Annotated in this window: 13 protein-coding genes, 2 pseudogenes and 1 riboswitch; of the genes and pseudogenes, 4 read left to right on the forward strand and 11 right to left on the reverse strand. The window is 66.8% G+C overall.

Translation table 11 applies throughout. From position 1 onward, the window contains the following. Nucleotides 1-134: 134 nt before the first annotated feature. Together XcodCFBP4690_RS16015 and XcodCFBP4690_RS16025 are read right to left on the reverse strand one after the other, a co-directional pair. Entirely contained in the window at nucleotides 135-716 is a 582-nt protein-coding gene (locus XcodCFBP4690_RS16015) for a manganese efflux pump MntP (RefSeq protein ID WP_104542397.1), read from the reverse strand. A 4-nt stretch (nucleotides 717-720) separates the two neighbouring features. Further along, nucleotides 721-891, reverse strand: a riboswitch (yybP-ykoY riboswitch). A gap of 300 nt (nucleotides 892-1191) precedes the next feature. Continuing rightward, on the reverse strand, nucleotides 1192-1968 hold the full coding sequence (locus XcodCFBP4690_RS16025) for an IclR family transcriptional regulator (RefSeq protein ID WP_104542401.1): 777 nt from the start codon (nucleotides 1966-1968) through the stop codon (nucleotides 1192-1194). A gap of 180 nt (nucleotides 1969-2148) precedes the next feature. Here XcodCFBP4690_RS16025 and fucP point away from each other — a divergent pair, with 180 nt between their 5' ends. Together fucP and XcodCFBP4690_RS16035 are read left to right on the forward strand one after the other, a co-directional pair. Beyond that, the gene (gene fucP / locus XcodCFBP4690_RS16030) at nucleotides 2149-3450 is read left to right on the forward strand and encodes an L-fucose:H+ symporter permease (protein ID WP_104542403.1); all 1302 of its coding nucleotides are present in this window, start codon (nucleotides 2149-2151) and stop codon (nucleotides 3448-3450) included. A 2-nt stretch (nucleotides 3451-3452) separates the two neighbouring features. Further along, a complete protein-coding gene (locus tag XcodCFBP4690_RS16035; protein WP_167394667.1) occupies nucleotides 3453-3812 on the forward strand; it encodes an L-fucose mutarotase in 360 nt (119 codons plus the stop codon). A 246-nt stretch (nucleotides 3813-4058) separates the two neighbouring features. On the opposite strand, the gene XcodCFBP4690_RS16040 is transcribed toward XcodCFBP4690_RS16035, so the two are convergent. The 5 genes and pseudogenes from XcodCFBP4690_RS16040 to XcodCFBP4690_RS16060 form a co-directional block, all read right to left on the reverse strand. Then, complete coding sequence (locus tag XcodCFBP4690_RS16040) at nucleotides 4059-5381, reverse strand: L-fuconate dehydratase (protein ID WP_104542405.1); 1323 nt, start codon at nucleotides 5379-5381, stop codon at nucleotides 4059-4061. A gap of 179 nt (nucleotides 5382-5560) precedes the next feature. Further along, complete coding sequence (locus tag XcodCFBP4690_RS16045) at nucleotides 5561-6418, reverse strand: fumarylacetoacetate hydrolase family protein (RefSeq protein ID WP_104542407.1); 858 nt, start codon at nucleotides 6416-6418, stop codon at nucleotides 5561-5563. Between the two features lie 214 nt (nucleotides 6419-6632). After that, a complete protein-coding gene (locus XcodCFBP4690_RS16050) occupies nucleotides 6633-7403 on the reverse strand; it encodes an SDR family oxidoreductase (protein ID WP_104542409.1) in 771 nt (256 codons plus the stop codon). Then, a pseudogene (locus tag XcodCFBP4690_RS16055) lies at nucleotides 7400-8272 on the reverse strand (amidohydrolase family protein). Before XcodCFBP4690_RS16055 ends, XcodCFBP4690_RS16050 begins: the two are co-directional and overlap by 4 nt. Next, complete coding sequence (locus XcodCFBP4690_RS16060) at nucleotides 8269-9276, reverse strand: aldo/keto reductase (protein WP_104542411.1); 1008 nt, start codon at nucleotides 9274-9276, stop codon at nucleotides 8269-8271. The pseudogene XcodCFBP4690_RS16055 and the gene XcodCFBP4690_RS16060 overlap by 4 nt, the downstream one beginning before the upstream one ends. A gap of 314 nt (nucleotides 9277-9590) precedes the next feature. Here XcodCFBP4690_RS16060 and XcodCFBP4690_RS16070 point away from each other — a divergent pair, with 314 nt between their 5' ends. Beyond that, complete coding sequence (locus XcodCFBP4690_RS16070; protein ID WP_104542415.1) at nucleotides 9591-11213, forward strand: family 43 glycosylhydrolase; 1623 nt, start codon at nucleotides 9591-9593, stop codon at nucleotides 11211-11213. Nucleotides 11214-11327: 114 nt separating this feature from the next. On the opposite strand, the gene XcodCFBP4690_RS16075 is transcribed toward XcodCFBP4690_RS16070, so the two are convergent. Both XcodCFBP4690_RS16075 and XcodCFBP4690_RS16080 read right to left on the reverse strand, forming a co-directional pair. Beyond that, entirely contained in the window at nucleotides 11328-11531 is a 204-nt protein-coding gene (locus XcodCFBP4690_RS16075; protein ID WP_005922076.1) for a hypothetical protein, read from the reverse strand. Between the two features lie 3 nt (nucleotides 11532-11534). Then, on the reverse strand, nucleotides 11535-12098 hold the full coding sequence (locus XcodCFBP4690_RS16080; RefSeq protein WP_208622757.1) for a peroxiredoxin family protein: 564 nt from the start codon (nucleotides 12096-12098) through the stop codon (nucleotides 11535-11537). 325 nt (nucleotides 12099-12423) lie between these two features. Between XcodCFBP4690_RS16080 and XcodCFBP4690_RS16085 the strand changes: the two are divergent. Next, nucleotides 12424-12881: pseudogene (locus tag XcodCFBP4690_RS16085) on the forward strand (DUF4424 family protein); the annotation flags it as partial. A 196-nt stretch (nucleotides 12882-13077) separates the two neighbouring features. Here the strand turns inward: XcodCFBP4690_RS16085 and XcodCFBP4690_RS16090 are convergent. Together XcodCFBP4690_RS16090 and acs are read right to left on the reverse strand one after the other, a co-directional pair. Beyond that, a complete protein-coding gene (locus tag XcodCFBP4690_RS16090; protein WP_104542417.1) occupies nucleotides 13078-13746 on the reverse strand; it encodes a response regulator transcription factor in 669 nt (222 codons plus the stop codon). A 275-nt stretch (nucleotides 13747-14021) separates the two neighbouring features. After that, complete coding sequence (acs, locus tag XcodCFBP4690_RS16095) at nucleotides 14022-15965, reverse strand: acetate--CoA ligase (RefSeq protein ID WP_104542419.1); 1944 nt, start codon at nucleotides 15963-15965, stop codon at nucleotides 14022-14024. Between the last annotated feature and the right edge of the window lie 21 nt (nucleotides 15966-15986).

The following is a 15986-nucleotide window of genomic DNA, read 5'->3' on the forward strand; positions in this document are numbered from 1 at the left end:
ACATCGAATAAACATCCCACGATGCCGATCGCGGAGCGCATGCCATGCATCGTAGGAGCGCATCCGGGCGCGATGGAGCATTCCCGGTAACGCCACGTCGCGCCCGGGTGCGCTCCTACGACAACTGCCTGCGCTTATGCCGCGCCGCTGAGGTGTTCGTAGAGGATCACGCTGCCGACGGTCACCAGGATCAGGCCGCCGAGGATTTCGGCGCGTTTGCCGATCAGCGCGCCGAGCGCGCGGCCGAGCATGATGCCGGCGCTGACCATACTGAAGGTGCACAGGCCCACCACCACCGCGACCACGCCGATGTGCACGTCCAGAAACGCCAGGCTCACGCCCACCGCCATCGCGTCGATGCTGGTGGCAAATCCGGTGGCGGCCAGGGCCAGCAGGCCGTTCTTCTTTGGGATGGCGTCCTGCTCGTCGGGCGCATCGGGATCGGCGCGCAGGCCGGCGACGATCATGTGCACGCCCAGGCCGCCCAGCAGCGCAAATGCGATCCAGTGATCGAAGGAGCGCAGGTGGCTGGAGGCCGCACGGCCCAGCAACCAGCCCAGCACCGGCGTGATCGCTTCGATGCAGCCGAAGATCACCCCCGCACGCAGCGCGTCGCGCCATTGTGGCCTGCGCATGGCCGCGCCCTTGCCGATCGCCGCGGCGAACGCGTCGGTGGACATGGCGAAACCGATCAACACGATGGAAAACGGAGACATCGACACACTCGGGTTGGGCACGCTCGCAACGGCATGCGCCCGCGCCAACCATCGTCGTGCACGCATGCCGCTGGTCTCGCCAAACCATCAGTGGTTGCCTGCACCACGGCGCAACGGCCGAGTATGTTGATGCAGGCGCGTCCGACGATGCGGGCGCAGGCTACTCCCCAAGGGGCGCGCAGTGTAGCAACGCGAGATCGGTTTTTTTGCGTTCTGCCTGCACGCGAAGGTCGGTCTGATCTTTATAGCCTTGGCTATTGCGGTGCCTTTTCGGCGTCGTGCATCGAATGCTGTGGCGATTGCGGCGCAGAGTCATACCGGTGCTTGGGAGCGCCTTGCCCGCATCCGCCCTGCGGGCACCTTCCCCCGCGCACGGGGGAAGGAACGTGCTGATGTGCGATCGCTGCATGTCGTGGCAGGCCGTGGAAGTCGACCGCCAGTGCCAACCACGGACCACCAACAGGCGACAGTCGGATCAGCTTCCCAGCGCGCGCGGTGGGTGATACATCAAGGCGTCGGAGATTTCGGCGGTAGCGGCGCACAAGGCCTGCAACGCCGCTTGCGGACCCACCAGCTCGGGGCGGCGTTCGATGAAGGGCACCGTCAGCGTATAGGTCGCACTGCCGTGCTGCAGGATCGGGGCGGTCAGATCGACCACGCCCACTACCGCCTCGCTGGCATGCATCGCATAGCCATCGTCGCGGGTCTGCTGGGCGTCCTTCAGGAACTGTGCGCGGTCGTAGGCCACTTCGCTGGCATCCAGCGCGTCCAGCCAGCGGGCCTGCACATCCGCCTGCTGGAAGGCGAACAGCACCAGGCCGGAGGTGGAATGGGCCAGCGGGCGGCGGTGGCCGGGGCGGACCACCAGGCCCAGATCGCTGGGCACGTCCATCTGCGCGATCACCACGATCTGGTCGCCCGAGGGCGCCACCAGATGGCAGGGCTGGCAGATCGCATCGGCCAGCCGCCGCATCACCGGCAACGCGGCCTCGGTGACGTTCTGCACCTGCGGTTGCTGCATGCCGAGCATGAACAGCCGGTTGGTCAGGACGTAGTCGCCATCGGTATCGCGCATCAGGTAGCCGCGCTCTTCCAGCACCTGCAGCATGCGGAAGATCTCCCCCCGCGAGCGCCCCACGCCCTGCGAGATCGCGCCCATGCTCATCGGCCGCGCGTCGCGCGCCAGCAGCTCCAGGATGTCCAGCCCCTTGTCCAGGGCCGGCGCGCGGTACTTGGCGGGTTCGGTGCTCATCCGTTTGCGGTTCCAGGGCAGGGTGCGGCGCGCCAGGGTACAGGCAACGCGGGCAGGGGTCAGCGGGAGGCTGCGCGTGCAAATATAAACAAAGATTTTATATTTGCATGGCGTGGACGCCCGCAGTACGCTCGTTCGATTGCAACGCAAGCGCCACAGCCTTGGGAGGGGAACGGTCGCATGCATCACAGTGACATTGCCGCGTCGCCGCGCGGCAACCTAGCGCGTACCGCCATGCTGCCCCTGGTGTTGATCGTCAGCCTGTTTTTTCTGTGGGGCATGGCCAACAACCTCAACGACATCCTGATCAAGCAGTTCAAGAAGGCGTTCGAACTGACCGACCTGCAGGCCGGGCTGGTGCAGAGCGCGTTCTACCTGGGCTATTTTGTGTTTGCGATGCCGGCGGCGATGTTCATGCGCCGCTACAGCTACAAGGCCGCGGTGGTGCTTGGGCTGCTGCTGTACGCCTGCGGGGCGTTCCTGTTCTATCCCGCCGCGCAGGTGCACACCTACTGGCTGTTCCTGCTGGCGCTGTTCGTGATCGCCAGCGGGCTGGCGTTCCTGGAGACCACCGCCAACCCGCTGGTGACCGTGCTCGGGCCGGCCGACGGCGCGGCGCGGCGCTTGAACCTGGCCCAGGCGTTCAACCCGCTGGGCTCGATCACCGGCGTGCTGGTGGGCCAGCACTTCATCTTCTCCGGCGTGGAGCACAGCCCGGCCGAGCTGGCGGCGATGGCGCCGGCGGCGCGCGAGGCTTTTTTCGCCACCGAATCGGCGGCAGTGCAGACGCCGTACCTGATCATCGGCGTGGTGGTGGTGCTGTGGGCGATCCTGATCGCGCTGGTGCGCTTTCCCACCGGCGCGCCGGATATCGACCCGGGCGAGGCACCCAAGCGTGCGCGTTTCGGCGAGCTGCTGCGCAATCGGCGCTTCATGTTCTCGGTGGTGGCGCAGTTCTTCTACGTGGGCGCACAGGTGGGCATCTGGAGCTATCTGATCCGGTACCTGCAGGATGCAGTGCCGGGCACGCCGGAAAAAGCCGCCGCCACTTATCTCACTATTTCGCTGGTGCTGTTCATGGCCGGGCGCTTCATCGGCACCGCGCTGCTGCGCTATCTGGCACCGGCGAAGCTGCTGGCGAGCTTTGCCACGATCAACCTGCTGCTGTGCGCCATCGCCATCGCCATGCCGGGATGGACCGGGTTGTACGCCCTGGTGGCCGCCAGCGTGTTCATGTCGGTGATGTTCCCGACCATTTTTGCGCTGGGCCTGGACGGCATGCACGACGATGCGCGCAAGCTGGGCTCGTCGTTGCTGGTGATGTCCATCATCGGCGGCGCGCTGCTCACCGCGCTGATGGGCGCGGTCTCCGACATGGCCGGTATCCATTGGGCAATGGCGGTACCGGGCGCGTGCTTTGCGGTGATCCTAGTATTTGCCCTGCGCGCGCGCCGCGCAGCGCCCGCGATTGCAGGAGCCTGAGCATGCCGCGTCTCTGCTATGTGCTGGACCTGCACGACGATGCGGCCTTGATTGCCGAATACGAACGTTGGCACCAACCCACCGAGGTGTGGCCGGAGGTGGTGGCCTCGCTGCAGCAGGCCGGTATCCAGGAACTGGAGATCTTTCGCAGCGGCGATCGGCTGGTGATGCTGATGCAGGTGAGCGAGGGCTACGACCCGGCTGCCAAGGCGGCGCGCGATGCGGCCGACCCGCGCATCCAGGCGTGGGAAGACCTGATGTGGCGGTTCCAGAAGCCGTTGCCGGGCAGTGCGCCGGGCGAGAAGTGGCGGCAGGCCGGGCGGATCTTTGCGTTGACCGAGGCGGTCGACGCGCAACGCTGACCCCGTGCCCTCATCCGCCCTTCGGGCACCTTCTCCCGCGGGCGGGAGAAGGGCGTGATCCGGGTGGGTGCAGGCATTGTGAGTGCGTCTGCGCCACATTCATTGCTGGGCATCTGCAGCGCGTTGCGGTCGGCTGTTGGCCTTTCGCAATGTCGCAGACACATGACACCACCGTTGCGGCCGAACGACTGCTCCCTTCTCCCGCACGCGGGAGAAGGTGCCCGCAGGGCGGATGAGGGGCGTTGCTCAGCCCTTGGCGCCGCCCGCCAGATCCTCCACCCAGAAGCGTCCGCCCGGATAGCTGAACTCCGCAATCGAGGTGGCATGCATTTCTGCCGAGAATCCCGCCGCTTCCGGGGCGAGATAGCGACCGTGGCGGATGCGCACAGGGTCCAGGAAATGCTGGTGCAGGTGGTCGACGAATTCGATCGCGCGGTCTTCCATCTTGCCGGTGATGGCGACGAAGTCGGCCATGGCCAGGTGCTGCACCAGTTCGCACAGGCCCACGCCGCCGGCATGCGGGAACACGCGCACGTTGAACTTGGCGGCCAGCAGCAGGATGGCGAGGTTTTCGTTGACCCCGCCCACGCGCGCAGCGTCGATCTGGATCAGGTCCACCGCACCGGCCTGCAACAGCTGCTTGAACACCACCCGGTTCTGGGTGTGTTCGCCGGTGGACACCGGCACCGGGGCGATGCCCTGCCGGATCGCGGCATGGCCGAGCACGTCGTCCGGGCTGGTGGGTTCTTCGATCCAGGCGATATCGAATTGCGCCAGCTGGCGCATCCAGTCGATCGCCGGACCCACGTCCCAACGTTGATTGGCATCCACCGCCAGTGCGATGTCCGGCCCGATCGCTTCGCGTGCCAGGCGGCAGCGACGGATGTCGTCCTGCACGTCGGCGCCGACCTTGAGCTTGATGGTGCGGAAGCCGTCGGCCACGGCTTGCTTGGCCAGGTGCACCAGTTTTTCGTCCGAATAGCCGAGCCAGCCGGGCGAGGTGGTGTAGGCGGGATAGCCCTGTTCGATCAGCTGCGCGATGCGTTGCGCACGCTGCGGCTGCGCGGCGCGCAGGATGGCCAGCGCTTCGTCGCGGGTGAGCGCATCGGTGAGGTAGCGGAAGTCGATGGTATCGACCAGCTGCTCGGGGGTGAGTTCGGCGATATAGCGCCACAGCGGCTTGTTCGCCGCACGTGCGGCCAGGTCCCAGGCGGCGTTGATCACCGCGCCGATGGCCATGTGCATCACGCCCTTTTCCGGGCCCAGCCAGCGCAGCTGCGAGTCGTTGGTGAGCCTACGCGCAAACCCGCCGAGATCGGCGATGACTTCGTCGACCTGCAAGCCGACCACATGCTCGGCCAGGGCAGCCACCGCGGTGGTCTGCACATCGTTGCCGCGGCCGATGGTGAACACCAGGCCGTAGCCGGCCAGGTCATCGGGTGCATCGGTACGCAGCACCACATAGGCGGCCGAATAATCCGGATCCGGATTCATCGCGTCCGACCCATCGAGCTCGCGCGAGGTGGGGAAGCGGACGTCGTGGGTGTCGAGGGCGATGATGGTGCTCATGAAAATCCTGGGCGGTGGAAGGTGGAATAAGAACGGACTGACAAGAACGGAAACTGAGAATTGCTTAAGCCCCTCTCCCGACGGGAGAGGAGCTCAGGGCGCGTCGAACGAACGACTGCCGCGTGTCTTCACCGCACCTCGCTCTCGTGGCGAGCTAGGCCCCCGGGAAGATGAGAGGCTCAACCCGCATCGCGCGGATGCGCCACCACCGGTTGACGCTGGCGGCCCAGGCCTTCGATCTCCAGTTCCATCACATCGCCCGGCTTCAGATACACCGGCGGCTTCTGGCCCAGGCCCACGCCCGGTGGGGTGCCGGTGCTGATCACATCACCCGGCATCAGTGTCATGTAGCGGCTGATGTGGCTGACCAGTTCGGCCACGCCGAACACCATCGTGCGGGTGCTGCCGTTCTGGTAACGGTGGCCGTTGACCTCCAGCCACATCGACAGGTTCTGCGGGTCGGCGATTTCATCGCGTGTGACCAGCCACGGGCCGATCGGGCCGAAGGTGTCGGCGCTCTTGCCCTTGACCCACTGGCCGCCGTGTTCGAGCTGGAACTCGCGCTCGGACAGGTCGTTGATCACCGCATAGCCGGCGACATGGTTGAGCGCTTGGTCCACCGACACATCGCGCGCCACATCGCCGATCACCACGCCCAGCTCCACTTCCCAGTCGCTCTTGACCGAGCCGCGCGGGATGATGACGGTGTCGTTGGGGCCGCACACGGCGGTGGTGGCCTTCATGAAAAGAATCGGCATCTTCGGCACCTCCATGCCCGATTCGGCGGCGTGGTCGGCGTAGTTCAGCCCCACGCAGATGAACTTGCCGATGCGGCCCACGGCCGCGCCGTAACGCGGTTCGCCTTCGATCACCGGCAGCGCGGCGACATCCAGCGCGCGCAGCTTGTCCAATCCGGCATTGGTGAGATGCTCACCGGCGACATCGTCGATCACACCGCTCAGGTCGCGGATGCGGCCTTCGCTGTCGATCAGACCAGGGCGTTCGTGGCCTTCGGCGCCAACACGTACGAGTTTCATGCAGTCTTCCTTTGCAGGGGAGGAGTGGAGCGGCCAATCACACGTCGCAGGCGGGTGCGGAAGGTGCGCTCGGAACAGGAATGTGGATGATGCATGCTGCGAACAGCGGTGACGCCAAGTGTGCGATATGGCTTTTTGTCAGCGCACAACGCGCGATACATCCCTGGCGAGCGGGAGTGCGCCTGGTGGCCGCACTGTCGTTCGCCAGCGGTGCTCAGTTCGACCAGCCGCCATCGATGATGTGGGTCTGGCCGGTGGTGAACGAGGATTCGTCCGAGGCCAGGTACACCACCAGCTGCGCGATCTCGCGCGGATCGCCCAGGCGGCCCATCGGCTGGCGATCGGTGAAGCTCTTCCACACCGCCTGTTCGTCGCCGCCCAGCGCCTTGACGCGCTGGCCCAGCGACGGCGTCTTGATGGTGCCGGGGCAGATCGCATTGCAGCGCACGCCCTGGGCCACGTAATCGGCGGCAATCGCCTTGCTCAGGCCGATCACCGCAGCCTTGGTCACGCCGTAGACGAAACGGTTCGGCACACCTTTGATGCTGGAGGCCACCGAGGACATGTTGATGATGCTGCCGGCGCCGCGTTCCAGCATGCCCGGCAGCACCGCCTTGCAGGTGTAGTACATCGCATCGACATTGATCGAGAACGAACGGCGCCAGGCCGGTTCGTCGCAATCGAGAATGCTGCCCTGGTGCACGAAGCCGGCGCAATTGAACAATACGTCGAACGGGCCGTGTGCATCGACCAGTGCGGCGATCGCCGCGGCATTGGTGACATCCAGCAGCTGGGTGGTGATCGCATCCGATTCGGCGGCCAGCGCCTGCAGCGCAGCCGCATCGATATCGGTGGCGAGGACCTGCGCGCCAGCGCGTGCGCAGGCCAGCGCGCTTTCGCGGCCGATGCCGGCGCCGGCCGCGGTGATCAGGCAGCGCTTGCCGCGCAGGCGCGCGCTAGGGGTGGAAGGGATCGAGACAGTCATACCGATGAGGTTCCGTAGGTGGGGGCCGCCGGCCGTGGCAGACGATAGAACGTGCGCGCGTTGTCGCCGAATACCGCATCGGTGTGCCCGGGCGCATGGTGGGTGACCAGTTGCTGTGCGAGATCGAGCCAGTGCGCGTAGTCCGCGCGCAGCGTCAGTACCGGCCAGTCGCTGCCCTAGAGCAGGCGCTGCGCGCCGAAGCGTGCGAACAGATGCGCCACATACGGCGCCAGCGCATCGCGTCCGGCGCCAGCTGCCGCTTCGGTGAGCAGGCCGGAGAGTTTGCAATGCACGTTGGGGTGCTGCGCCAGCGCGTCGATGCCGCTCGCCCAGGCGATGAATTCGCCGGCGGCGATGGCCGGTTTGCCGCCATGATCGACGACCACCCGCAGCGATGGATGGCGTTGCAGCCGTGCCTGCAACGCAGGCACGTGCACGGCGCGGATCAGCGCATCGAAGGCCAGGTCGTGCACCAGCATGGCGTCGAAGGCGGCATCGAGCGCGGGGCTTGCCAGCCACCGCACATCGGCGATGTCCTGCACCATCGGGCGCAGGCCCTTGAGCAGGCCACCGCCGGCGCGCACCAGCGCGCCGATGCGCGCGGCGGCATCGGGTGCGGCGAAATCGACCCAGCCCACCACGCCGGCAATGCGTGGCTCATCGCGTGCCAGTTCGAACAGGTAACAGGTTTCCGCCTCGGTGGCGGCCGCCTGCACGACGACCACGCTGGCCACGCCGGCGGCATCCAGCGCCTGGCTCACATCGTGCGGGGCGAAGTCGCGGGACAGCGGCGCCAGCGCAGGCGTCAGCCAGTGGTAGTCGCCACGGGCCAGGTGCCAGAAATGCAGATGCGCATCGACGCGGTTCATGGCGAGGGCAGGTCCGCATCGAGCAGGCCGCCATCGCGCAGGCGCTGCCACAGCGCGGCCGGGATGGACGCCTGCAGGCGCGCGGCGGCCGATTGCACCTCGGCCACGCTGCGCATGCCGGCCACCACCGTGGTCACCGCCGGATGCGCCAGCGGGAACTGCAAGGCCGCCGCGCCGATGTCCACCTCGAATGCCGCGCACGCCGCATACAGGCGCTGTGCGTGCTGCAGGATGGGAGTATCCACCGGGGCGTAGTTGTAGGTGGCCCCGGGCCCGCGCGCGTCGCCGAGCAGGCCGGAGCTGTACGGCCCGGCCGACAGGATCGACACGCCATGGCGCTGCGCCTGCTCGAGCAGCGCACGCGCGCCGTGCTGCTCCAGCAGCGTGTAGCGGCCGGCCAGCATCACGCAGTCGAGCGGAAAGCGTGGCAGCACCTCCAGCGCCACGTCCTGCTCGTTGACGCCCAGCCCGATCGCCCCGCACGCACCGGATGCCTTGAGCTCGGCCATCGCCGGCAAGGCCTCCTCCAAGGCCTGGCGCAGCACGCGGGCGTGGTTGTCGCCGTGGGTCAGCGCACCGATGTCGTGCAACAGCAGCACATCGATGTAGTCGGTGCCCAGGCGCTCCAGGCTGGAAGCGAACGCGCGGCGCACGCCATCGGCGCTGTAGTCGAACGCGGCGCGACGGCCTGCCACGGCAAAGCCATCGCGGCCGGCCACCGCCTGCGCGTCGTCGTAGACGCAGCGGCCCACCTTGGTCGACAGCGTATAGGTATCGCGCGGCACGCCGGCCAGGCCGCGGCCCAGGCGCGTCTCGCTCAGGCCATAGCCGTAGTAGGGCGCGGTATCGAAATGGCGGATGCCGGCGTCGATGGCCGCGGCCACCGCTGCCAGCGCCGCGTCCTCGGCTACTTCGGCATACAGATTGCCGATCGGTGCGGCCCCAAACCCCAGCGCCGACAGCTGCACCCGGGTGTTGCCCACTTGCTGCCGCGGCAGGCTCATGCGCAGCGCTCCGGAGGTGCCGCCGGCGTGGCGTGGGGCTGGACAGGATCAGGGAAGCGGCAGCTGGGCATCGCAACATCCACCAGCCGGCAGGCGCCCGACTGTTCGCATATGAATATGGCAATCATGAGTGAACAGATCACGCTGCAGTGCAGCATGCGCGACCTCCGCGCCCACTTGGCGGCAGCGAGCGCAGATCCTGCTATAGCAAAACTCACCTGTCGCATCGCCAGTTCCTATACCGCCGTGTCCGCGGTTGCCTCGCGCCCAGGGCTGGGGCTAGATACCAGCCCTCTCCCGAGTGAAGCGGTTGCATGCCAGACACGACGCGGCGCGATTTGTTCAAGGTGCTGGCAGCCGGCGCGCTGGTCGCGCCATTGACTGCGGCGGCACAGGCACCTGCCGCGCCCTGCGTGCGCACGCCACAGTGGGCACGCGGCACCGAAGGCCAGCGCAAGGCGGATCTGGGCAACGGCACCTACCTCAATCCCATCGTCGCCGGCGATCATCCGGACCCCACCATCCTCAAGGATGGCGACGACTACTACATGACGTTCTCGTCGTTCTTTTCCTACCCCGGCATCGTGCTGTGGCACTCCACCGACCTGGTCAACTGGACCCCGATCGGCCCGGCCCTGCACCAGGAGCTGGGTACGATCTGGGCGCTGGACCTGTGCAAGCACGACGATCGCTACTTCATCTACATCCCGGCCAATCCCGACGACAAGGGCTGGTCGATCTTCGTGATCTGGGCCGACGACATCCGCGGGCCATGGAGCGCGCCGATCGACCTGAAGATCGCCGGCTGCATCGACCCCGGCCATGTGGTGGGCGAAGACGGCAAGCGCTACCTGTTCGTCAACGGCATCCGCAAGATCCGCCTGCGCGACGACGGCCTGGCCACCGACGGGCAGCTGGAGCCGGCCTACGCGCCGTGGCGCTATCCCGAAGACTGGGTGGTGGAGAACTTCGCCCCCGAAGGCCCCAAGCTCACCTGGCACGACGGCTGGCTGTATCTGGTCACCGCCGTGGGCGGCACTGCCGGGCCGGTGACCGGGCACATGGTGATCGCCGCGCGCTCGCGCTCGGTGCACGGACCGTGGGAGCACTGCCCGCGCAATCCGCTGGTGCGCACCCAGTCCGAACTCGAGCCCTGGTGGTCGCGTGGGCACGCCACGCTGGTGGAAGGCCCGCGCGGCGACTGGTGGCTGGTCTACCACGGCTACGAAAACGGCTTCCGCACGCTGGGGCGGCAGACCTTGCTGGAGCCGGTGGAATGGACCGCCGATGGCTGGTTCCGCGCCACCGGCGGCGACCTGTCCAAACCGCTGCGCACGCCGGCACGCACCCCTGGCGGCAAAACGCCGGCCGCCACCGGCTTCGCCTTATCCGACGACTTCTCCAGCGATCGCTTCGGCACGCAGTGGAGCCTGCACGCGCCCAAGCCGGGCGAGCAGACGCGGATGCGGCGCGCCAACAACGCGCTCACCCTGGCCTGCGCCGGCACCTCGCCGATCGACAGTGCGCCGCTGACCTGCGGCGTGCCCGATCGTGCCTATGCGGCCGAAGTCACCCTGGAGCTGGTCGGCAACGCCGAGGGCGGCATCCTGCTGTTCTACAACCACAAGGCCTTCGTGGGCATCGGCTTCACCGCCGAGCTCATGAAGACCTACGAGTATTCCGAAGAACTGGTGTGGGCGCGCGCGCCCAATACGCACCGGCGCATCCGCGTACGGCTGACCAACGACCACCATATCGTGAGCTTCGAATACTCCTTCGACGACGGCCGGAAATGGACGCGTCATCCCACCCGCATGGAAGTGTCCGGCTTCCATCACAACGTGTTCGGCGGATTCCTGAGCCTGCAGCTGGGCCTGTATGCGGCGCAGCAGGGGCAGGTGGTGCTGCGCGACTTCCGCTATCGCGCGCTGGGCTGAAGGCGGCTGGCGGCGGACCAGGCGCACCGGCATTGTGGGGTGTCGGTGCCCGGGTCGAGCATATGGGGTCGAGCATGAGGGAGGGCGGGGCCCTGACGGCCCCGCCGCCGGACGTCAGCCGCAGCAGTAGCAGACGTTGCCCTGACCCAGATCGCCGCCGAATTCGGGGCATTCGGCCTTGCAGGCCCACGCACTACACGATTCGACCTTCGGCTGTGCGTTATCGACCGCCATCACCTGGAACGCACCGAAGCCGGTGCTGGCCAGAAACGTCGCTGCCATCAACGCACTGCGCAAGCTTACCCAACGCTTTTTCATGCATTACTCCCTCAACGTTGCAAAAGCCGCTGGCGCGTCCGTGCGGCGCAAGGCGGCGACCAGGTCCTGCACCCGCTCCGTGGTATCGAAGACGCCAACATGGGAATGGCGTACGCGCCCTTGCCCATCGATGGCCAACAGCAGTGGCACGTTGCGCGCACGGAACAGCATCAGCGCGCGACGATCGGTCAAGGTGACCACCGGGAAATCGAAGCCGTGCACATGCGCATAGCGCGCAGCCTGCGCCGCATCGCAGTGACACACGCCAAGCAGCTGCGGCCGTCCCGGCAGGTTGGCCTGCAGTTGCTGTGCCGCACGCAGCACCGTGGGTGCCGAACGCTGGCAATACGGGCAGGTGGTGGTGAAGAAGAACAGCACCTGCGCCTGGCCTTGCGGCGCGCCCAGCAGATGACGCCGACCATCGGCATCGGTGGCCTCGATCTGCGGCACGTACATGCCTTCGTACGCGGTGCTGACGCGCGTCTGCAGCCACTGCTGCTGCACGCGCAGCTGCCGGTTCTGCCACCCCAGCACCGCAATCAGTCCACACGCCACCAGCAGGCCCATCCCGAGCCAGGGAAAACCTCGCGCCATGCCGAGCTCCAAAAGCGTCCTTGATGGCCGAGCCTTGCCCAGGCATCAGCTCATGGTCAATGGTGATATCGACAACTGCGATGCCGCGCGGTGCACGGCTGTGGATGCGGTCACGCCGGTGCGCTCGGGCCTGCCAGTACGCTGGCCCCACGCGTCCGGGATTTGCGCAAACGCTGCCGACGTGATGGCAACGGCCTGAGCCGTAACGGCCGGCACGCGCGCAACCAGGCGGCAGCGTCGGCAGGCGCGGCATGCTGCCGGCCGGTGGTGCCCCCTCGGCGCCGAAGCGTGGGGACGCATGCATCGATCTTCTTTCGCGTATTGCCTGGCGACACTGACGTTGCTTGCCAGCACCGGTACGCAGGCCAACGACAGCAGTTTCGACGACGACAATGGCAGGATCCGCTTGCTGCACCAGCCGCACATCCGCATGGACAAGGAAGCGCTGTTCTTGAGCGGGAGCGCGTGCAGGTGGATGATGTGTTCACCAACACCAGCGGGCGCGACCTGAGCGTGCCGGTCGCCTTTCCGATGCCGCCGATGGATTTCGGCATGGCCGACCACGGCGCGCTCACCGACTTCAGACTGTGGGTGGACGGCAAGCCGATCGCCACCACGCGCAAGCTGGTGGTGCTGCTCGACGACGGCAGTGATGTTTCCAAGGCCTTCGCTGCCATCGGCTGGACCGTGGACGATGTGGCCGCCTTCACCGAATCAGACACTCCGCCGACGGGGCGCACGCCGCTGCCTGCAAGGTGCAGGAAGGCGCTTGGACGCGATGACGTTCTACCGATGACGCCCTCGCGCCCGGGGGCGTTCCTACAGCGGTGTCGGAGTGCGCGGTGTAGTGCATCGTGTTGCCCGACTCGGCAGATGCCGGGTCAGGCGTCGGAGCGCAGCTGGGCGCGATGGAGCGTTCCCGAGACGCCAACGCAGGCACGTCCCGCCCAGCTCACTCCTCTTCCGGCGGCGGCAGCACGATGCCGTCGGCGTCGATGGCGAGCTTGCCGGCCATCAGTACCGCCTGGGTGCGATTGGTGACGCCGAGCTTGCGCAGGATCGCGGTGACATGCGCCTTGATGGTGGCTTCCGAGACCCCCAGGTCGTAGGCGATCTGCTTGTTGAGCCGTCCTGCGCCCAGCATCTGCAGCACGCGGAACTGTTGCGGGGTGAGATCGCGCAGGCGCTGGCCCACTTCGCGTTCTTCGCTATCGGTGGGCGGCAGTTTCTGCGCTTCGGCCGGGATCCAGCGCTCGCCATCGAGCACGGTGGCCAGGGCGCGGCCGATGGTGTCCGAGTCGGCGGACTTGGGAATGAAGCCGAACGCGCCATGGTCGATCGCCCGCCGCATCACCGTGGGCTCCTCGCGCGCGGACACCACCACCACCGGCAGCTGCGGATGCAGCGAACGCATATGCACCAGCGCGCTGAAACCCTGCGCGCCGGGCATGTTGAGATCCATCAGCAACAGGTCCGCATCCGGCTGCGCATCGGCCAATGTGTACAGCGCATCCACGTTGTCGGCTTCGAACAGTTGCACCCCCGGCATCACGCGCTGCACCGCCCCGCGCAAGGCCTCGCGGAACAGGGGATGGTCATCGGCAATCAGCAGCGTGGTCATGGTGGGGCCGGGAGTGGGGATTGGAGATTCGGGATTCGTAAAAGCGCGGGGTTCGGATTCGGACGCTCGGATTCGTAGGAGCTAGGGATGTAGAAAAGCGAATCTCGATTCGCAATAGCCGATGTAAGAGAACCGTCTCTCTCTGCATTGCAGTAAAACAATGCATGGTCGAGGAGAGGGGTAACTCGGCAATGGGAACCCGCTTCTGCGAATTCCCAATTCCAAATCACCAATCCCCGCTCCTCAGCCAATCCCCAATCCCGAATCCCGGCCCTTCAGCGCGCCAGCCTCTCATTGACCAGCGAATCCACCACCGAGGGATCGGCCAGGGTAGAGGTATCGCCCAACTGGTCCGGTGCGTTTTCGGCGATCTTGCGCAGGATGCGGCGCATGATCTTGCCCGAGCGGGTCTTGGGCAGGCCGGGGGCCCACTGCAGATGGTCGGGCGAGGCGATCGGGCCGATCTCCTTGCGCACCCAGCTCACCAGTTCCTTGTGCAGTTCGTCGCTGGGGGTCTCGCCGGCGATCAGGGTGACGTAGGCATAGATGCCCTGACCCTTGACGTCGTGCGGGAAGCCGACCACCGCCGCTTCGGCCACCTTGGGGTGCGAGACCAGCGCGCTTTCCACCTCGGCGGTGCCGATGCGATGGCCGGAGACGTTGATCACGTCGTCCACGCGGCCGGTGATCCAGTAGTAGCCATCGGCGTCGCGGCGGCAGCCGTCGCCGGTGAAGTAGCTGCCCGGGTAGGTGCGGAAATAGGTGTCGATGAAGCGCTGGTGGTCGCCGTAGACGCTGCGCATCTGGCCCGGCCACGAATCCAGCAGCACCAGGTTGCCCTCGGTGGCGCCTTCCAGGATCTTGCCTTCGGCATCGACCAGCGCCGGTTGCACGCCGAAGAACGGCAGCGTGGCCGAGCCGGGCTTGAGGTCCACCGCGCCGGCCAGCGGCGAGATCAGGATGCCGCCGGTTTCGGTCTGCCACCAGGTATCCACGATCGGGCAGCGGCTGTCGCCGACCACCTCGTAATACCAGCGCCAGGCTTCCGGATTGATCGGCTCGCCCACGCTGCCGAGCAGGCGCAGGCTCTTGCGCGAGGTCTTCTTGACCGGCGCCTCGCCGTCGCGCATCAGCGCGCGGATGGCGGTGGGCGCGGTGTAGAACAGGGTGACCTGGTGCTTGTCGATCACTTCCCAGAAACGCGACACGCTGGGGTAGTTCGGCACGCCTTCGAACATCAGCGCGGTGGCGCCGTTGGCGAGCGGGCCGTAGACGATGTAGCTGTGGCCGGTGACCCAGCCCACGTCGGCGGTGCACCAGTAGATGTCGTCCTCGCGCAGGTCGAACACCACCTCGTGGGTATAGCTGGCGAACAGCAGGTAGCCGGCGGTGGTGTGCAGCACGCCCTTGGGCTTGCCGGTGGAGCCGGAGGTGTAGAGGATGAAGAGCGGGTCTTCGGCGTTCATGCGCTCGGGCTCGCACTCGGCCGGCTGGCCATCGACCACATCGTGGAACCAGCGATCGCGCGGGGCCTGCATCTCCACCGCACCGCCGGTATGGCGCACCACCAGCACGGTTTCTACCGTATTCGTGCCGGGGATCTTCAGCGCGGCATCCACGTTGGCCTTGAGCGGGATCTTCTTGCCGCCGCGCAGGCCCTCGTCGGCGGTGATGATGAGCTTGCTCTGGCAGTCGATCACCCGGTCGGCGATGGAGTTGGCGGCGAAGCCGCCGAACACCACCGAGTGCACCGCACCGATACGCGCGCAGGCCAGCATGGCCACGGCGGCGTCGACGATCATCGGCAAATAGATGGTGACCCGGTCGCCCTTCTTGACGCCCAGGTTGCGCAGCGCATTGCCCAGCTTGCAGACGCGCTCATAGAGCTCGCGATAGGTCACCGGGTAGGAGGCCGCATCCGGGCTGTCGGGTTCGAACAGCAGCGCGGTCTTGTCGCCGCGGGTGGCCAGCTGGCGGTCCAGGCAATTGACGCTGGCGTTGAGCTCGCCATCGGCGAACCAGCGGATGTGGAAGTCGTCCAGCGCGTAGCTGACGTCCTTGACCTGGGTGGGCTGCTTGAACCACTCCAGCCGCTGCGCGGCCTTGCCCCAGAACTGTTCGGGGTGCTCGATCGATTCGCGGTACAGCGCTGCGTATTGCTCGCGGATCACGCGCGCATCGGCGGCGAATGCAGGATCGACGGGATAAACATCAGCCATGGCAGCCTCACTTGCGAAGAA

The organism is Xanthomonas codiaei, assembly GCF_002939785.1.
Lineage (GTDB): Bacteria > Pseudomonadota > Gammaproteobacteria > Xanthomonadales > Xanthomonadaceae > Xanthomonas > Xanthomonas codiaei.

What these genes read in the sequence shown, in the direction of transcription:
- acs (WP_104542419.1), bottom strand. Translation starts at nt 15,965, where the DNA reads ATGGCTGATGTTTATCCCGTCGATCCTGCATTCGCCGCCGATGCGCGC.
- XcodCFBP4690_RS16075 (WP_005922076.1), bottom strand. Translation starts at nt 11,531, where the DNA reads ATGAAAAAGCGTTGGGTAAGCTTGCGCAGTGCGTTGATGGCAGCGACG.
- XcodCFBP4690_RS16025 (WP_104542401.1), bottom strand. Translation starts at nt 1,968, where the DNA reads ATGAGCACCGAACCCGCCAAGTACCGCGCGCCGGCCCTGGACAAGGGG.
- XcodCFBP4690_RS16015 (WP_104542397.1), bottom strand. Translation starts at nt 716, where the DNA reads ATGTCTCCGTTTTCCATCGTGTTGATCGGTTTCGCCATGTCCACCGAC.
- XcodCFBP4690_RS16050 (WP_104542409.1), bottom strand. Translation starts at nt 7,403, where the DNA reads ATGACTGTCTCGATCCCTTCCACCCCTAGCGCGCGCCTGCGCGGCAAG.
- XcodCFBP4690_RS16060 (WP_104542411.1), bottom strand. Translation starts at nt 9,276, where the DNA reads ATGAGCCTGCCGCGGCAGCAAGTGGGCAACACCCGGGTGCAGCTGTCG.
- XcodCFBP4690_RS16090 (WP_104542417.1), bottom strand. Translation starts at nt 13,746, where the DNA reads ATGACCACGCTGCTGATTGCCGATGACCATCCCCTGTTCCGCGAGGCC.
- XcodCFBP4690_RS16040 (WP_104542405.1), bottom strand. Translation starts at nt 5,381, where the DNA reads ATGAGCACCATCATCGCCCTCGACACCCACGACGTCCGCTTCCCCACC.
- XcodCFBP4690_RS16045 (WP_104542407.1), bottom strand. Translation starts at nt 6,418, where the DNA reads ATGAAACTCGTACGTGTTGGCGCCGAAGGCCACGAACGCCCTGGTCTG.
- fucP (WP_104542403.1), top strand. Translation starts at nt 2,149, where the DNA reads ATGCATCACAGTGACATTGCCGCGTCGCCGCGCGGCAACCTAGCGCGT.
- XcodCFBP4690_RS16080 (WP_208622757.1), bottom strand. Translation starts at nt 12,098, where the DNA reads ATGGGCCTGCTGGTGGCGTGTGGACTGATTGCGGTGCTGGGGTGGCAG.
- XcodCFBP4690_RS16070 (WP_104542415.1), top strand. Translation starts at nt 9,591, where the DNA reads ATGCCAGACACGACGCGGCGCGATTTGTTCAAGGTGCTGGCAGCCGGC.
- XcodCFBP4690_RS16035 (WP_167394667.1), top strand. Translation starts at nt 3,453, where the DNA reads ATGCCGCGTCTCTGCTATGTGCTGGACCTGCACGACGATGCGGCCTTG.